Source organism: Paenibacillus sp. D51F (assembly GCF_053345695.1).
In genome coordinates this window covers 112,802-128,791 of the sequence record NZ_JBKFAO010000007.1, presented here as the reverse complement: position 1 = coordinate 128,791, position 15,990 = coordinate 112,802, and the positions used below count along the sequence as shown (strand labels likewise).

Annotated in this window: 13 protein-coding genes; 9 read left to right on the top strand and 4 right to left on the bottom strand. The window is 57.2% G+C overall.

Translation table 11 applies throughout. The features are described 5' to 3' along the window. Nucleotides 1–59 precede the first annotated feature (59 nt). A complete protein-coding gene (gene serC / locus ACLBWT_RS14390) occupies nucleotides 60–1,148 on the top strand; it encodes a 3-phosphoserine/phosphohydroxythreonine transaminase (RefSeq protein WP_447663849.1) in 1,089 nt (362 codons plus the stop codon). 93 nt (nucleotides 1,149–1,241) lie between these two features. Here the strand turns inward: serC and ACLBWT_RS14385 are convergent, their stop codons facing one another. After that, complete coding sequence (locus ACLBWT_RS14385; protein ID WP_021879075.1) at nucleotides 1,242–1,967, bottom strand: response regulator transcription factor; 726 nt, start codon at nucleotides 1,965–1,967, stop codon at nucleotides 1,242–1,244. Between the two features lie 125 nt (nucleotides 1,968–2,092). Here ACLBWT_RS14385 and trmL point away from each other — a divergent pair, with 125 nt between their 5' ends. From trmL to ACLBWT_RS14370, 3 genes are all read left to right on the top strand, one after another. Next, complete coding sequence (trmL, locus tag ACLBWT_RS14380; RefSeq protein WP_447663848.1) at nucleotides 2,093–2,557, top strand: tRNA (uridine(34)/cytosine(34)/5-carboxymethylaminomethyluridine(34)-2'-O)-methyltransferase TrmL; 465 nt, start codon at nucleotides 2,093–2,095, stop codon at nucleotides 2,555–2,557. 180 nt (nucleotides 2,558–2,737) lie between these two features. Next, complete coding sequence (locus tag ACLBWT_RS14375; protein WP_447663847.1) at nucleotides 2,738–2,986, top strand: AbrB/MazE/SpoVT family DNA-binding domain-containing protein; 249 nt, start codon at nucleotides 2,738–2,740, stop codon at nucleotides 2,984–2,986. 224 nt (nucleotides 2,987–3,210) lie between these two features. Then, nucleotides 3,211–4,188: an aldo/keto reductase gene (locus ACLBWT_RS14370; RefSeq protein ID WP_447663846.1), complete on the top strand. Its 978-nt coding sequence runs from the start codon at nucleotides 3,211–3,213 to the stop codon at nucleotides 4,186–4,188. Nucleotides 4,189–4,450: 262 nt separating this feature from the next. On the opposite strand, the gene ACLBWT_RS14365 is transcribed toward ACLBWT_RS14370, so the two are convergent. Then, a complete protein-coding gene (locus ACLBWT_RS14365; protein ID WP_447663845.1) occupies nucleotides 4,451–6,058 on the bottom strand; it encodes a helix-turn-helix domain-containing protein in 1,608 nt (535 codons plus the stop codon). 53 nt (nucleotides 6,059–6,111) lie between these two features. Further along, on the bottom strand, nucleotides 6,112–7,914 hold the full coding sequence (locus ACLBWT_RS14360; protein WP_447663844.1) for a cache domain-containing sensor histidine kinase: 1,803 nt from the start codon (nucleotides 7,912–7,914) through the stop codon (nucleotides 6,112–6,114). 222 nt (nucleotides 7,915–8,136) lie between these two features. Between ACLBWT_RS14360 and ACLBWT_RS14355 the strand changes: the two genes are divergently transcribed. From ACLBWT_RS14355 to ACLBWT_RS14335, 5 genes are all read left to right on the top strand, one after another. Next, a complete protein-coding gene (locus ACLBWT_RS14355; RefSeq protein WP_021879069.1) occupies nucleotides 8,137–9,015 on the top strand; it encodes a carbohydrate ABC transporter permease in 879 nt (292 codons plus the stop codon). After that, the gene (locus tag ACLBWT_RS14350; RefSeq protein WP_447663843.1) at nucleotides 9,015–9,845 is read left to right on the top strand and encodes a carbohydrate ABC transporter permease; all 831 of its coding nucleotides are present in this window, start codon (nucleotides 9,015–9,017) and stop codon (nucleotides 9,843–9,845) included. The genes ACLBWT_RS14355 and ACLBWT_RS14350 overlap by 1 nt, the downstream gene beginning before the upstream one ends. Nucleotides 9,846–10,092: 247 nt before the next feature. Then, a complete protein-coding gene (locus ACLBWT_RS14345; protein WP_447663842.1) occupies nucleotides 10,093–11,397 on the top strand; it encodes an ABC transporter substrate-binding protein in 1,305 nt (434 codons plus the stop codon). 384 nt (nucleotides 11,398–11,781) lie between these two features. Further along, on the top strand, nucleotides 11,782–13,119 hold the full coding sequence (locus ACLBWT_RS14340) for an ABC transporter substrate-binding protein (protein ID WP_447663841.1): 1,338 nt from the start codon (nucleotides 11,782–11,784) through the stop codon (nucleotides 13,117–13,119). A gap of 220 nt (nucleotides 13,120–13,339) precedes the next feature. Next, on the top strand, nucleotides 13,340–14,458 hold the full coding sequence (locus tag ACLBWT_RS14335; RefSeq protein WP_447663840.1) for a hypothetical protein: 1,119 nt from the start codon (nucleotides 13,340–13,342) through the stop codon (nucleotides 14,456–14,458). A 695-nt stretch (nucleotides 14,459–15,153) separates the two neighbouring features. Here the strand turns inward: ACLBWT_RS14335 and ACLBWT_RS14330 are convergent. Continuing rightward, on the bottom strand, nucleotides 15,154–15,948 hold the full coding sequence (locus ACLBWT_RS14330; protein ID WP_447663839.1) for a DUF2161 family putative PD-(D/E)XK-type phosphodiesterase: 795 nt from the start codon (nucleotides 15,946–15,948) through the stop codon (nucleotides 15,154–15,156). Nucleotides 15,949–15,990: the final 42 nt, after the last annotated feature.

Genomic DNA, 15,990 nt, shown 5'->3' with positions numbered 1-15,990 from the left:
ATAGCCATAACTTTATTGGAGTGTATCTTTCCAGCGACAGAGACAGGGGTGCAAGGAACATGACGAAGAGGGCTTACAATTTCAACGCAGGACCTGCGGCATTGCCGCTTGAAGTGCTTCAGCAGGCGCAGGAGGAATTTGTCGATTACAAGGGTGCCGGCATGTCCTTGATGGAAATGTCGCATCGAAGCAAGCTGTTCGAGGGCGTCAACGACGAGGCGGAGCAGCTGCTGAGGGAGCTTCTCCAAATTCCGGATTCCTACAGCGTCATGCTGCTGCAAGGCGGCGCAAGCACGCAATTCGCGATGGTGCCGCTCAATTTCCTTCATCAGGGATTGACCGGAGCGTACGTGAACAGCGGCAGCTGGGCCAAAAAAGCGATCAAGGAAGCGAAGCTGATCGGCGAGACAGCGATCGCCGCCACCTCGGAGGGCTCCAAGTTCACCCGCATGCCGAGTCTGGAAGAGATTGTCCTGCCTGACAACGCGGCTTATCTTCATCTGACTTCCAATGAAACGATCGAGGGCACCCAGCTTCCGTTTTTCCCGGATACGGGGGAAGTTCCGCTCATCGCCGACATGTCCAGCGACATCATGTCGAGGCCGCTCGACATGAGCCGGTTCGGCATGATCTATGCCGGCGCCCAGAAAAACCTGGGGCCATCCGGCGCGACGATCGTCATCGCCCGCAACGATCTGATCGCCAGCAGTCCTGCGGCGCTTCCGACGATGTTCCGCTACGACACGCATGCGAAGTCCAAATCCCTCTACAACACGCCGCCTTCCTTCGCGGTCTACATGATCGGGCTTGTGCTCAAATGGCTCAAGGGCAAAGGCGGCCTGGCTGCCGTCGAGCAGACGAACAGGGACAAAGCGGCTCTCATCTACGATGTCATCGACCGGAGCGGCGGCTTCTACAGCGGGGTGGCCGACACCGGCAGCCGCTCGCTGATGAACATAACGTTCCGCCTGCAATCCGATGAGCTGGACAAGGAATTCGTCCGCCAATCGGAAGCGGAAGGCTTTGTCGGGCTGAAGGGCCACAGAGACGTCGGCGGCCTGCGCGCGTCCGCCTACAATGCGGTTCCGCTTGAGAGCTGCAAGGCGCTTGCCGATTTCATGACGGAGTTCCAGAGGAAGAACGGCTGAGCAAGCCGGACATAAGAAGAGCTCTTGCCTCTTGAGGCAAGAGCTCTTGCGTTAACGGCAGGCAGTGGAAAAGCAGATGCATGAAGGCCGAAATTATGCCATTGCCGCTGTCTGGTCCTTGGGGGAAGGGCCGGTAAGCTTGTATCCGACATTGCGGACCGTCATAATATACTCGGGAGACCGGGCGCTTTGTTCGATTTTGTCCCGGAGATGGCTGATATGGACGTCGACGATCCGAGTATCGCCGAGGAAGTGGTAATCCCATACGCCCTGCAGGAGCTGCTGCCGGCTCAGCACTTTGCCGCGATGGCGGCAGAGGAAGACGAGCAGCTCGAACTCCTTGGGCGTAAGCTCGACCTGCTCGCCGTTCAGATGGACCTCGCGCTTGGCGAGATCGACCTGCAGCGGTCCGACTTCATAGCTGACTTCGGCATGGATGCCGGGATAACCTTGCATTCTCCTGAAAATAGCGCCGATCCGGGAGACGAGCTCCTGGGGGCTGAACGGTTTGGTCATATAGTCGTCCGCGCCGTTGTCCAGTCCCGCAATGCGGTCGGACACATCCTGCATGGCGGTAAGCATGACGATCGGAACGGCATTGCCGCGGCGGCGCAATTCCCGGCATACTTCGATGCCGTCCATCTTGGGAAGCATCAGGTCGAGCACGATGAGGTCCGGGCGGAAAGGCTTCAGCATGTCGAATACAGCCATTCCGTCGTGGACGGACCGCACTTCATAACCTGCAAGGTTGAGATTGAATTCCAGCAGCATCGAGATGGATGGTTCATCGTCAACGACCAGCACTTTTTTCTTCGTCACCTTGTTCGGCTCCTTTTACCAGATCTTGACTCCAGTATACAGCCCGAGCTTCAGATAGGAATTAAGGCTGCGTAAAAGGAATGTAAAGTCTACCCAGAAGTTTGACCGAAAGGAAGTCGCAAACGATGTCTTATCATATCGTCCTGGTGGAGCCGGAGATCCCGGCCAACACCGGCAATATCGCCAGAACCTGCGCGGCTACCGGAGCGCATCTGCATCTTGTCCGCCCGCTCGGCTTCGATACCGACGACCGGACGCTCAAGAGAGCCGGCCTGGACTATTGGCATGCCGTCCAGGTCCATTATTACGATTCCTTTCAGGAAGTGAAAGATGCTTTTCCGGAAGGCAGGTTTTTCTACGCCAGCACCAAGGCATCCAAACGCTACGACCAGTTGGATTATCGGGACGGAGACCTGTTCGTATTTGGAAAGGAAACCAAAGGGCTGCCTCCCGAGCTTGTCGCGGCCAACCTGGATACCGCGATCCGCATGCCGATGACAGGCAGCGTCCGTTCGCTCAATCTGTCCAATTCTGCGGCGATCGTCTTGTTCGAGGCGCTCAGGCAATCGGACTTTCCCGGCATGGCTTGAATATTTGGCGTTCTGTCCAAAAGTTGGAGAATATTAAGCAACTATGAACAGAGGAAGGATTTGCTTCCTGCCATGGAGAATGGTAGGAGAAAAGGACATCCATATGCCCTATTGCATGATTTGCAAGCCGAAGGGTTGGTTGTGACTAGATAATTCAGACATAAGGAGCGGATACAACCGATGAAACCGGCTGGAGTCGTACGAAAGGTCGACCAATTGGGCCGCATAGTGCTGCCCAAATCCCTGCGCAAACGTTACCAGATGAACGAAGGGGATCCTGTGGAAATCCTCGTTCAAGGGGATCAAATCATTTTGGAGCGATATCGTCCGCGCTGCGTCTTCTGCGGATCGATGGAGCAAGTAGCTGATTTCAAGGAACGTTATTTGTGCTCGGAATGCATGAGCCAGATGCAGCATCTGCGCCGCTGATTCATGGAATGATGGCAGAGAAGCCCGATACCGGGCCGATCTGTGCAAGCAGCTTCGGAAGCAAGGCCGCGAGGCCGGGCTCCGGGGCTATTTTTTGTTCCGGTGCAGCCGCCCATCACGTCCGGGAGGAAGGATATAAATGGTTGAAATTTCCTGAATATTCAGTATGATAGTGACATTCCGACAGCCTGCTGACAGGCCGGAGCGACAGGAGGAAGGTCCAAATGGAATATACAAGGCTGGGCAAGACCGGGCTGGAGGTATCCCGGCTATGTCTGGGATGCATGAGTTACGGAATTCCGGATAGAGGCTCCCACCCATGGACGCTGGACGAGCAGGCAAGCCGTCCGTTTATCCGCAGAGCGCTTGAGCTTGGCATTAATTTCTTCGATACCGCCAACAGCTATTCCGACGGCACGAGCGAGGAGATCGTAGGCAGGGCCCTCAAGGATCTTGCGCGCCGCGACGATGTCGTGATCGCGACCAAAGTATATTTCCCCACGCGATCCGGCCCGAATGGCGGCGGCTTGTCCCGCAAGGCGATCATGTCGGAGATCGACAACAGCCTGCGTAGGCTTGGCACCGACTATGTCGACCTGTACCAGATTCACCGCTGGGATCCGGGAACCCCGATCGAAGAAACGATGGAAGCTCTCCATGATGTCGTGAAAGCCGGGAAAACGCGGTACATCGGCGCTTCATCCATGTACGCCTGGCAGTTCCTGCAAGCCCAGCATGCGGCGGAGCGGGGAGGCTGGACGAAGTTCGTCAGCATGCAGAACCACTTGAATCTGCTCTACCGGGAAGAAGAGCGGGAGATGCTGCCTCTGTGCGAGGAGCTTGGCGTCGGCGTCATTCCCTGGAGCCCGCTTGCCCGGGGACGCCTCACCCGTGACTGGGACCAGAGCAGCGAGCGCTTCGAGAGCGATCTGGTCATTCCGCGGCTGTACGCCTACTCGGAGAATTCGGACCGGGTCATCGTCGAGAGGGTCGGGCAAATCGCGGCGTCGCGCGACGTGCCGCGGGCCCAGGTTGCGCTTGCGTGGGTGCTCGGCAAATCCGCCGTGACGGCGCCGATCGTCGGAGCGACCAAGCCGCAGCATCTCGAGGACGCCGTCGCGGCGCTGCAGCTGAAGCTGACGCCGGAGGAGACGGCGCTGCTCGAGGATCCCTATATTCCGCATCCCGTACTCGGCCACTGACTTGCGGCCGGAAACGACGAATAAGCCCCGGCATGAGTAGCATGCCGGGGCTTGTCTGACGATCAGCGTCATCGGATGGGATTATAGTCCCTTGGTTTTGTCGTCATTGTAGGCGGCCGTGAACATGGCCGTCAGGAACAGCAGGGACACGACAAGAACCACGATGAATGGAACGGACATATGTAGCACCTCCGAACGAATTGATACCATTATACCCAACCTGCTGGAAAAAGAAAACGGTTCTATTTGTGAACAACCTGTGTCAATCCTCTTTGCGGTATTGACCTGGAGAGCAGCCCGAATGCTTCTTGAATACCTTGCTGAAATATTTCTCGTCCGAGTATCCGACCTGGCTCGAGATTTCCGCGATCTTGAGGGAGGATCCGAGCAGCAGCCGGCTGGCCTTGTCCATCCGCAGCTTTTCCACGTAATCGCTGAGCGTGTTTCCCGTTTCCTGACGGAAGCGCCGGCTCACATGCTCGCGGCTGAGAAAGAAGCGGGAAGCCAGCGTCTGCAAGGATAAGTCTTCCTCCAAATGGCCGTCGATATACGAGATCATCTCGGCGATGATGCTGCGGTCCTGCCGGACTCTTTTGAGTAGGCTTTCCATCCAGTCCAGCAGCAGCAGCCGGAACTCCTTCTCCGTCTCGTCGAGCAGCAGCCGTCCGTCTTCGTCGAACCGGACCGGCAGGGGGGCTGTCCGGGACTTGGCCTGCTCATCTTCGGCATCTTCCGGCAGGAATTCCTTATGCAGGCGCGTGAACATCATTTCGCTCTGCCGTTCCCATAGGGCGAGATCGCCCGGCGTGACGATGCCGGAGCGCCGGACTTTGCCGAACCAATCTCTCAAAGCGGCGGTCGCTTCCGCAGGATTGCGGATTTGCAGAGCGAGGCGGAGCGGCTCCTCCAGATCGGTCAAATGCGGAGCTGCGGAAGGCTGCACGGTTCCCGCATGGGAAATCCTCACGCCGTCGGCGAGGAGATTTCGGCGCTGAAGCGTCTGCCTGGCGGATTGGACGGACAATCCGGTCTGCTCGGCTTCCGGCACGAGCCTGCCGATGCCGGCATACAAATCGGCCCTAAGCGTCATTCGAACGGCTTCGAGAAGTCTGGCCGTCCTTTCCGCGATGAAATCATGTCCTTCCCAGAACAGGGCGATCACTTCATCGGCTGCATTGGGGGAACGGAAAGCATATCCGCACTGCCATTCGCTGCGCATCAGATCGTTGAATACGTTGATGATGGCGTATTCGAGCAGCTCCTTGTCGCCGCGAAACCGCTTGAGCAGCTTCTCCTGAACCGGAAACAGGCTGAAGACGGCAGTCTGGAAAGCCCCTTGCTGCGGAAAGCCCTGGAATTCGGAATGAAGCTGCGCGGCAGCCGGCTCGGACTCGTTCGACACCGATGCCAGCTTGCCGAACAAGTGGCTCCAGTATACGGGCTTGTACTGGTTCATGGCGATTCCGCTCTCGACTTGGCGCTGCCTTTCCTTTGTTTCCTGGCACCAGGACCCGATCGCGCGCTTGGAGGCTTCCATCAGCTGATCCGGATCGATCGGCTTGAGAATATAGTCGATTCCACCGTACTTCATCGTTTTGCGCACATAATCGAAGTCATTGTAGCCGCTTATGGCGATGATCTTCGTCTGGGGATAGTGGTCGCTCAGCCATTCCATGAAGCGCAGCCCGTTCGTGATAGGCATATGCACGTCCGTCAAGACGAGCGCGGGCAAATGCTCGGCGACGAGCAGCTTGGCCGCTTCGCCGTTGTCGGCTTCAAGAATCAGGTCAACGCCAAGCTCCTTCCATTCCACAAGCAGCTTGACGGCTTCCCGGGCATGGGTTTCGTCGTCGACGATCAATATATTCATGATGATTTTTCTCTCCTGTCTCTATATAAAGGGGCATCACGGAAGCCCTCTGGTCAATCCGCGGCCGGAATGACAAGCGTGACCATCAGCCCGCCAAGCGGAGCCGCTCCGGATTCGAGCTCCATGCGGGCGCTCTCGCCGCAATGCAGCCTCAGCCTCGCAGCGACGTTGGCCAGTCCGATATGACTGCCCGACTCGTCTCCGATCTCTCCGTCCCGGCTGATTCGCTGCCTTACAGAGGCCAGCTTTCCTTCATTCATCCCGGGACCGTTGTCGGCGATTTCGATTGTGATCCGGTTATCCTCCAGCTGAGTGCGGATCGAGACATGGACCATGCCTCCAGCAGGATCGAAAGCATGCTTGAAAATATTCTCCACCACCGGCTGGATAATCATCCGCGGCACGGAAGCCCGCTGCGCGTCGGGATCGCCTGATATCTCATAGGTCAGCTTGTCGCCGAACCGATGGCGCTGCAGCTCCAGGTAAGACCGGGTATGATCGATTTCCTGGGAAATAGAGACAAACTCCTCCGCCGTATTCATGGAGTAGCGCATCATTTTGCCGAGCTGCATGATCAGCTTGTACAGATCCGGAACTCCGCGCTGCAGCGCCGTCGTGCCGATCGATTGCAGGGCATTGTACAGGAAATGCGGATGGACCTGGGCTTGCAGCGCCTTGAGCTGATTCGTCTTGTTCGCCAGCTCGAGCCGATATTCGCGAAGGACCAGATTGTTGATCGTCTCCATCATCATCCGGAAGCGCCGCGCCAGCTGTCCGATCTCATCGGACTGGCGCAGATGGATATCCGTCTCGAGGCGACCGGACTGGATCTGGTTGACGTAGCCCGTAAGCTGCTTGATCGGCCTGGTGATCCAGAAGGATACGAACAGGGCGGTCAGCGTCACGAGAAACAGGGAGCCGAGCAGCACCCACGTATTGGCCTGCGTGATCTGACGGGTCGCTCCATGCAGGACGGAAGGAGGGATGCGCTTGACGAGCACCCAATTATGATCGCCGGCTTCAAGCGACTCATAGATGAACACGCTCTTGGAATGGGAGTCCTTAAGCTCCACGTTGCCGCTCTCCCCGGCGGAGGCCAGCTTCAGGATCGGTTCGGCCCATGGCTCCTTGAGCTTCAGGCCCTTGCCGTATTGGCCGGGTCCGTAGACGATGGTTCCGTCGTGCGCGAGCAGGAATACTTCCTCGCCTCCGCCGGCGCTGTACAACTGGGCGCAGATGGAATCGATGACCTCGGTTGTAATGTCCAGCGAAAGCGTGCCCATCTGCTTGCTGCTCGGAATTTGATAGACCGGCCGGATCAAGGTGATGACGGGCCGGGACAGGATGAGTGGCGTGGAGTTGATTCCATAGCTGCTGCTCATATGAAGAGGCTTGATCGTATAAGATATGCCTTCCTCCAGAGTCGTTCCCGGCGCGGCCACGATTTGGTCCATCCGCTTATACTGTCCGCGGGAGAAGAGATATCCACGCTCCGCTCTGCCCGAATGGAGGTAGACCTGATAAATTTCCTTGACCGACGAGGACATGATCTGGAGGCTGACGAAAATCTGATTGTCGACCAGATAGTCGCTGCGTCCTGTTTCAAGCGTCCTGTACAGGGTAGTGTCCGAATAAGGAGCCAGGGAAGTTTGGAAAAAAGACTGAAAATAGTTGGCCAGGTTGGTCCTGCCCTGGTAAAGGAGGCTCGAGTTCTGCCGCACTGTGTCGGCGGCGACGAAATCTGCTGTCCTTGTATTGGTAATGATGAGCGATGCCAGCATCGGAACCGCGATCGCCAGCAGCAGGAAAACGGCCAGCTTGGTTCGGATGCTTCGCTTGATCCAGTAGAATTTCAAGCTCCGATGCTCCTTTATGGGCCTATTTAACTACGCCCTTATCGTATTATAGCGGTCCCTACGGGCAGCATCAATATTTTACCCCTATTGAGTCATCATCCTCTGTGGGAGCGGGGAAAGCGAAAGCGTATACTTGAGGAAAATCCACAAGCTGTCCGGATAATGGCGCTTGGCAATGGAAAGGCTTACTAAGATTCCTTCTAGAGAAAGGGGAGAAACGGGATGAAAAGCAAAGGATGGTCGAGCCAGTGGCTCCAGCAGATCGTATTCACGGGCCCTGCGACACTTGCGTTCGCGATAATCGTCGCACTTCCCTTCTTCATGGGCATGTTTTACTCCATTACGGACTGGAATGGTGTCGGAGGGTATAATTTTGTCGGATTCGACAACTTCTCCCGGCTGTTCCATGACCAGACATTCATCAACTCCTTCAAGTTCACGGTGAAATTCACGATCGCAGCCGTCATCCTGTCGAACCTTGTAGGCTTTGTCCTGGCGCTGCTGCTGACGCAGCCGGTCAAGTCCCGCAACGTGCTGCGGACGATCTTCTTCATGCCGAACGTCATCGGCGGCCTGCTGCTCGGCTTCATCTGGCAGTTCATCTTTGTAAAAGGTTTTACGGCCGTAGGCGACAAAACAGGCTGGGCCTTCTTCAACCTCCCTTGGCTCGGCGACGAGCCGACCGCATTTTGGGGCATCGTCATCGTGACGATCTGGAGCACGGCGGGTTACTTGATGGTCATCTACATCTCCGCCCTCATCAACGTTCCCCGCGATCTGATCGAAGCGGCTTCCATCGACGGAGCGACTGCCTGGCAGCGCCTGCGCCATATCACGGTGCCGCTGATCATGCCTGCCGTCACGATCGCGCTGTTCCTCGCGCTGTCGTGGTCGTTCAAGTCCTTCGACATCATCCTGTCCCTGACCAAGGGCGGACCGTACAACTCGACGCAATCCGTCGCGCTCAACATCTACAACGAGGCGTTCCAGAACAACAATTTCGGCTATGGCACAGCGAAGGCGCTCGTATTCTTCATCGTCGTCGCGCTGCTGACCTCGCTCCAGGTGTACCTGACTAAACGCCGGGAGGTGCAGGCTTAATGGAAACGTCCCGATACCGCATCAGTACCTTCGTGCTGGAAATCATCGCGCTGCTGGTCGCGCTCGTATTCCTGGTGCCGTTCTACTTCCTGGTGAGCAACTCGCTGAAGAAGTACGGAGATATCCTGCTCGACTCCGCATCCTTGCCGAGTCCTGCGACGTTCGACAATTTCACGAGAGCATGGGAAATCATGAAGTTCCCGGCTTCGTTCGCGAACTCGCTCGTCATTACGCTGACAAGCATCATCGGCCTTACGGTCATTTGCTCGATGGCCGCATACCGGATGGTTCGCCGTCCGACCAAGTACAACAACCTGCTGTTCATGCTTTTCGTCGCGGCCATGGTCATTCCGTTCCAATCGATCATGATTCCGCTCGTCAAGACCGCGAGCTGGTTCCATCTGACGAAGAGCCTTCCGGGCTTATGGGTCTGCTACATGGGCTTCGGATCGTCGCTCACGATCTTCCTCTATCACGGTTTCGTGAAGTCGATTCCGCAGGAGATCGAGGAATCCGCGACCGTGGACGGCTGCTCGCCTTACGGAGTCTTCTGGAGAATCGTGTTCCCGCTCCTCAAGCCGATGACAGCTACGATCATCATCCTGAACAGCCTCTGGATCTGGAACGACTTCCTGCTGCCGAACTTGATTCTCGGCGAAGGCCAGCGGACGATTCCTCTGTCCACGTACAGCTTCTTCGGCCAATACACGAAGCAGTGGGATCTGGCTCTTGCCGGTCTGGTCATGGGCATCCTGCCGATCCTGATCTTCTTCCTGACGCTTCAGCGTCATATCATTTCCGGCATTACGGCCGGTTCGGTGAAAGGCTGATTCTTCTGTTCAAAGTCATGCTGACGATTACCTGCGGGTGTCGTCAGCATCTTCTTTTTTCGACACCTTCCTATGATAATATTGATTTCCTGATGAAGCATCAATATATTCCCCATATATTCGCAATATGTTCTGTGGGAACGTTTGCGCAGAATGGTTTATACTTAAAAAGCTCCGAACATAAACGTTAAATGCAACCAGTTGGACATACTATCGTGGAGCACGATTTCAAGGGGGTAAAAAAGCAATGTTGAAAAAAGGATTGCTTACGGCCGTCTCGGCAGGCCTGGCTATTTCGATGCTGGCAGGCTGCAGCACGACGAACAACGGCGGCAACACGGAAGGAAACGCCAATACCGGCTCCGGCGCAAGCGGAGAGCAGGTAACGCTGAATATTTTTCAATTCAAGGTCGAGATCGCCGATGCGATGAACCGGCTGAAAGCCGATTACGAAAAAGAGCATCCGAACGTCAAGCTCAATCTCGAGACGATGGGCGGCGGAGCCGACTACGGCGCGGGCCTGAAAGCGAAATTCGCTTCCGGCCAAGAGCCCGACATCTTCAATAACGGAGGCAACTCCGACCTGAACACCTGGGTCGACAAGCTGGAGGATCTTACGGATCAGCCTTGGCAGAGCGACGTTGTCGAGACGGCGAAGGAAGCCATTACCCGCGACGGCAAAAACTACGGCCTCCCGATGGGCATCGAAGGCTACGGCTTCATCTACAACAAGGATCTGTTCGCCAAAGCCGGCATCACGGAGCCTCCGGCTACGATGACGCAGCTCAAAGCCGCGGTAGAGAAGCTTAAAGCGGCCGGCATCACGCCGTTCTCGAACGGCTACCAGGAGTGGTGGGTGCTCGGCAACCATACGTTCAACGTAGGCCTGGCCGATCAGGAAGATCCGGCCGCCTTCATGAAGAAGATGAACGAAGGCAAGGGTGAACTTGAAGGCAACAAGGTGTTCCAGAACTGGTTCAACCTGTTCGACCTGACGATCCAAAACAGCAACAAAAACCCGTTGACGACCGACTACAACACGCAAGTGACGCTGTTTGCGAGCGGCAAAGCAGCGATGATGCAGCAAGGCAACTGGACTCAGGTGCAGATCGACGGCATCACGCCGAACATGAACATCGGCCTGCTGCCGATGCCGATCGACGACAGCGAGAAGAGCGGCAACATCCTCGTCGGCGTTCCGAACTACTGGGTCGTGAACAAGAACTCCAAGAACAAGGAAGCCGCCAAGGAATTCCTGAACTGGCTGGCAACCTCCGAGACCGGCAAGAAGTACACGGTCAACGAGTTCAAGTTCATCCCGGCTCTGAAGAGCGTGGAAGTGACGGACGAATCGATTCTCGGACCGATCGCGACGGATATCATGAAATACAGCAAGGAAGGCAAGACGAGCGGCTGGTACTTCAACCAGATGCCGGAAGGCGTGCCTCAGGAGGTCGGCGCGGAAATGCAGGCCTACGTGGCGGGCAAATCCGACAAGGCGCAGCTGCTGAAAAATATCCAGAAGAAATGGAACGACATGATCAAGAAGTAAGCAGCTTGATCCAGCAGCAATGAACTTCCCCGGCAGCCAGCGGCTTGCCGGGGTTTTTCTATTGCCGGGCGGCAGGGCTGGCGGAGACGGGCTGCCGCATTATGTGCAAACGTATGCGTGCAGAGGAATCGAGACGGCGGCAGGAGGAGGCCATTTCTTTCGTTCGATAAAGGAAAACGATAAAATAATCCGTTTATTTCGACAATCGCTTTCGACAAAAGGTGTAGAATATTGACAAAAGCTCCGGATGTCAATATTCTACACCTTTTTGTTCAACATTCTCTGTGGCAACGCTTGCATGCCTGAGGTTATACTTCATTTGTAAGCATAAGTAAACACTTCAATTTACAAAAGAGGGTCAACATACCAAGGAGGAATTTTCCTATGAAAAAGGGATTGCTTACCGTCATGTCCGCGGGTCTCGCGCTCAGCGTGATGGCCGGCTGCAGCACATCGGGCGGCAACAGCGGCGGCTCCGCAGACCAGAACAGTAGCCCTGCGACGAATGCGGCTTCCAATACGAATTCAAGCGGCGGCGACAGCGGCAAGAAAGTCACGCTGAATATTTTCCAATTCAAGGTCGAAATCGCCGACGCGATGAACCGGCTCAAAGCCGATTACGAGAATGAGCATCCCAACGTCACGCTCAATGTCGAGACAATGGGCGGGGGCGCAGATTACAGCGCAGGCCTGAAGGCGAAGTTCGCTGCCGGCCAGGAGCCCGACATTTTCAACAACGCAGGCAACTCGGAGCTGACCACCTGGATCGACAAGCTGGAGGATCTGTCCGACCAGCCTTGGGCAGGCGATATCATCGATTCGGCCAAGGATCAGATTTCACGTGACGGCAAGCTCTATGGAATGCCGGTCGGCGTAGAAGGCTACGGTTTCATCTACAACAAGGATCTGTTCGCAAAAGCCGGCATCACGACTCCTCCAAAAACGCTTACCGAGCTTGAAGAAGCGTGCAAAAAGCTGGAAGCAGCAGGCATCACGCCGTTCTCCGACGGCTACCAGGAATGGTGGGTTCTGGGCAACCATCTGTTCAACGTAGGCTTGGCCAACCAGGATGATCCTACGGCATTCGTCAACAGCGTGAACGAAGGCAAGGGCGGACTCGCCGGCAACGCCGTGTTCCAAAACTGGTTCAAGCTGTTTGACCTCACGTTGAAATACAGCAACAAAAACCCGCTGACGACGGACTACAACACGCAAGTAACGCTGTTCGCAAGCGGCAAGACGGCCATGATGCAGCAAGGCAACTGGACTCAGGTCCAAATCGACGGCATTACGCCGGACATGAACATCGGCCTGCTGCCGATGCCGATCGACGACAGCGAGAAGAGCGGCAACATTTTCGTCGGCGTGCCTAACAACTGGGCTGTCAACAAGAACTCCAAAAACAAAGACGCCGCCAAAGAGTTCCTGACTTGGCTGGCGACGTCCGAGACGGGCAAGAAATATATCGTGAACGAATTCAAGTTCATTCCGGCCTTGAAATCCGTTGAAGTCACCGACAGCAAGGTGCTCGGCGCCATCGCCAACGACATCGTCGCCTACAACAAGGAAGGCAAATCCTCCGGCTGGTTCTTCAGCCAGATGCCTGAAGGCCTCCCGCAGGAAGTCGGTTCGGAAATGCAGGCTTATGTCGCCAAGAAAGTCGACCAAAACCAGCTTATGCAAAACATCCAAGACAAATGGGACAACATGAGCAAGAAATAAGCTCGTTCTGAACAGCGCCCCTGGAGCATATATGCTTCAGGGGCGCTTTTTGTATTGAAGCGGACGCAGACGTTGGACGGACTGTTGGGGACTTAACGGATCGAAATACTTGAAAGCTCGAATAGGGACCAAGAAGCGCAGCATGATTTCTTGCGAGGCATTACGTGAACTTATTTCCCATATAGGCCGGCATATCTGCCGTCCGTCAGGAGGGGTGGGCATGTCTGGAGGGGAAATCATGCTGAACTTGAGCGAACCCAGCGCCGAACGGTTTCATTTGTTCGGCAGGGAGGAGATTCAGCCGGCCATGAAGCGGGCGCTGGAGCCTCAGCGCGGGAACGAGCGGCTGCCGCGGACGCTGCTGAAGCTGGCCGGCAAGTCGATCCCGGAAGCCTGGGAGTGCCTTTCCGTACCGACGCCGCTTGCGGCGCTGGATCTGCTGCTCAGAGACAAGCATTGGACGGGAGATGCAGCCGGAGCGGTGCCCGCCGAGCCGAAGGCGCTGGAGCTGATGCGGCTGCATGGTCTGGATGCGGAGAGCTTCGGCGATGTTGGAAGCTTTGGGCACAAGAATGCCGTACGGCTGGAAGCGGTGCGCATGCTCTATCTGGAGCAAGCCAGGTGGGAGACGGCCGAAGGCTCGGAGGCTCGGGACGGAGCGGCTGAGGATGCCTTGACCGTGCCGAGCGGCTGCCGGCTCGCTGTCGTTCGGCTGCCCGACTGCCGGTGGGGAGCGGCGCAAGAAGAGACTTGGACGGATAGCGTGGAAGCTTTGCGGCTGCTCGGAGCCGACGGACCGAAGCGGACGCTTGTGGCCGGACCGGATAGGACCGAGGTCGCCGCGATCGGCTCGCTCAGTACCGGAATGCCGAATGTGGAGACGGCGTGGATCGCAGCCGAACCGCAGGTCATCCGCCGTCTGGCGGGATTGCAGCGGGCTGCGGGGACGGCTGACTTGTTGGGCAGCCGAATCATGGAGGAGCTGCTTGAGATCGGCTCGCTGTCCGATCGCATCAAAGCGGCCGCTGCCGGTTGGGATGCCGCGCTGCAGCATCTGGAAGCGGTGCTCCGCACGACGATGCCGCCATCGGTCGGCTGGCGAAAGGCTGCGCGAGCCGGCGAGCTGTCGCTGCTGCTGCCGGAAGGGCTTGGCCTTGCGGCGCTGGCGAAAGCGGCCCGCCTGAAGGGAATCAGCTTTTCCGGCGGCAGCATTCAGGGCCGCGGGCGGCCGCGCGCCGTCGTAACGATCAGCTGCGAAGCAGGATCGGAGGAAGCTCGGCTGGAGCATGGAGTCCGGCTCCTCGGCGAGACGATCGGGGAGTTCCAGGCTCGGTCGTAGTCGTAAGTATTTTGGATGCCAAGGGTGACTGGGCTGTAACGACGGCGCAGCAGTGCGGGGAGTGTGCGGATGGTTGGCGTCGTGGTACGTTGGGGATAAAATAGATATCGGTGCAGAGTAGTGCAGATAGAAATGTGCTGTAGTTGCGGCGTGGTGCGGAGCGAGGGAAGGTGCTGATGGTTGGCGGTACTGGAGTGACGGTTCACTGTGTTTAGCTGTCGCGAAGAGCTGCCCCCGGTAATCATCACGTTATTCGTGCAGCTATCGGACATAGGATCCGTTATTTTGAACATTATGCCTTCATTTGAGGATTATCGGACATAGGATCCGTTATTTGTGTCGGCTCTATCATAAACTCGATAAGAATATGAAAATAGCGGAACGTATGTCCGATAGAACAGGAATCTCGTGCTTTTTGGAGAAATAGCGGAACGTATGTCCGATCGGACGCAATATGCCGGTACCTGGAGCGGAAGTACAGAACGCTAGCCAGCGAGGCCAACCCCCGTTCGGAGCGGAAGCCCAGAACGCCGGCCAGCGAGGCTTACGCCCGTTCGGAGCGGAAGCCCAGAACGCCGGTCAGCGGACCAACGCCTGTCCGGAGCCGAGGCCCTGAACTCCACCTGCGGTCCAATATCCGAATGAAGCTGCCGGCATGCTGCCCAATCGGACCCCAAACGAAAAAACACGATTGCTTATGGCCGTGTTTTTTTTCGATTGGATCTCTCCGCCGAGCGCTGAGCACCTTGCTCGGGCTGAACCAAGCCCGCCGCCTGCTCACGCCAGGCGGCAATGACAACGGCATGCTGCTCAACCGCGGCTTCGCCTGCCGGCAGCAGCTGGTAGACGCCGCGCTCGATCTTGGCGAACCAGCCGTAGTAGTTGCTTCGCAGCAGCTCGCCGGCGCGGGCGACGCCGGTCAGGTCGCGCAGCCGAGCCGGGGACAGCGGCCCGGCGGCCTTGAGGCCCCAGGCCAGGCGCAGCGCCTTCTCCCGGTAGGCGGTCATCATGACGCGCCCGGACGCGCGCCCGCTGCCGCCGACGTTGTAGTCGCCGCTGCGCTCCCGGAATTCCTGCAGCAGCCGCTTCTCCCGCGAAGGCCTGCGTCCGCGCATGGGCGCGTCGCCGGGCTCGCAGAGCATTTCGAGCACCGGAGCCTTCGTCTTGTAGAAGGTGACGGTGAGCAGGCCCATGCCGAGCATGCGGCACAGCTCGGCCAGCTCTCCGAAGCGCTGGTTCACCGCGCCGCGCTTCGAGCGGTTGCGCTCGACCGCGAGCACGACGCCGTCAGCGATCCGCATCCGCTGCAGGCCCTGCAGCAGCAGCGCCAGCGTGAACGTCTTCTTGAGCTCCACGATCAGCGTCTCGCCGCCGTCCGGACGGATCGCGACGAGGTCGCAATGAAGCACCTCGCCTTTGACCTCGTAGCCGAGTTTTTCATAGTAAGCCTTGACGGGGCCATAGAGCTCCGCTTCTTCTCTAACCGCCATCGTACAAGCCTCCTTCCCGAGCTGTCTCGGAACAAGGGCGCC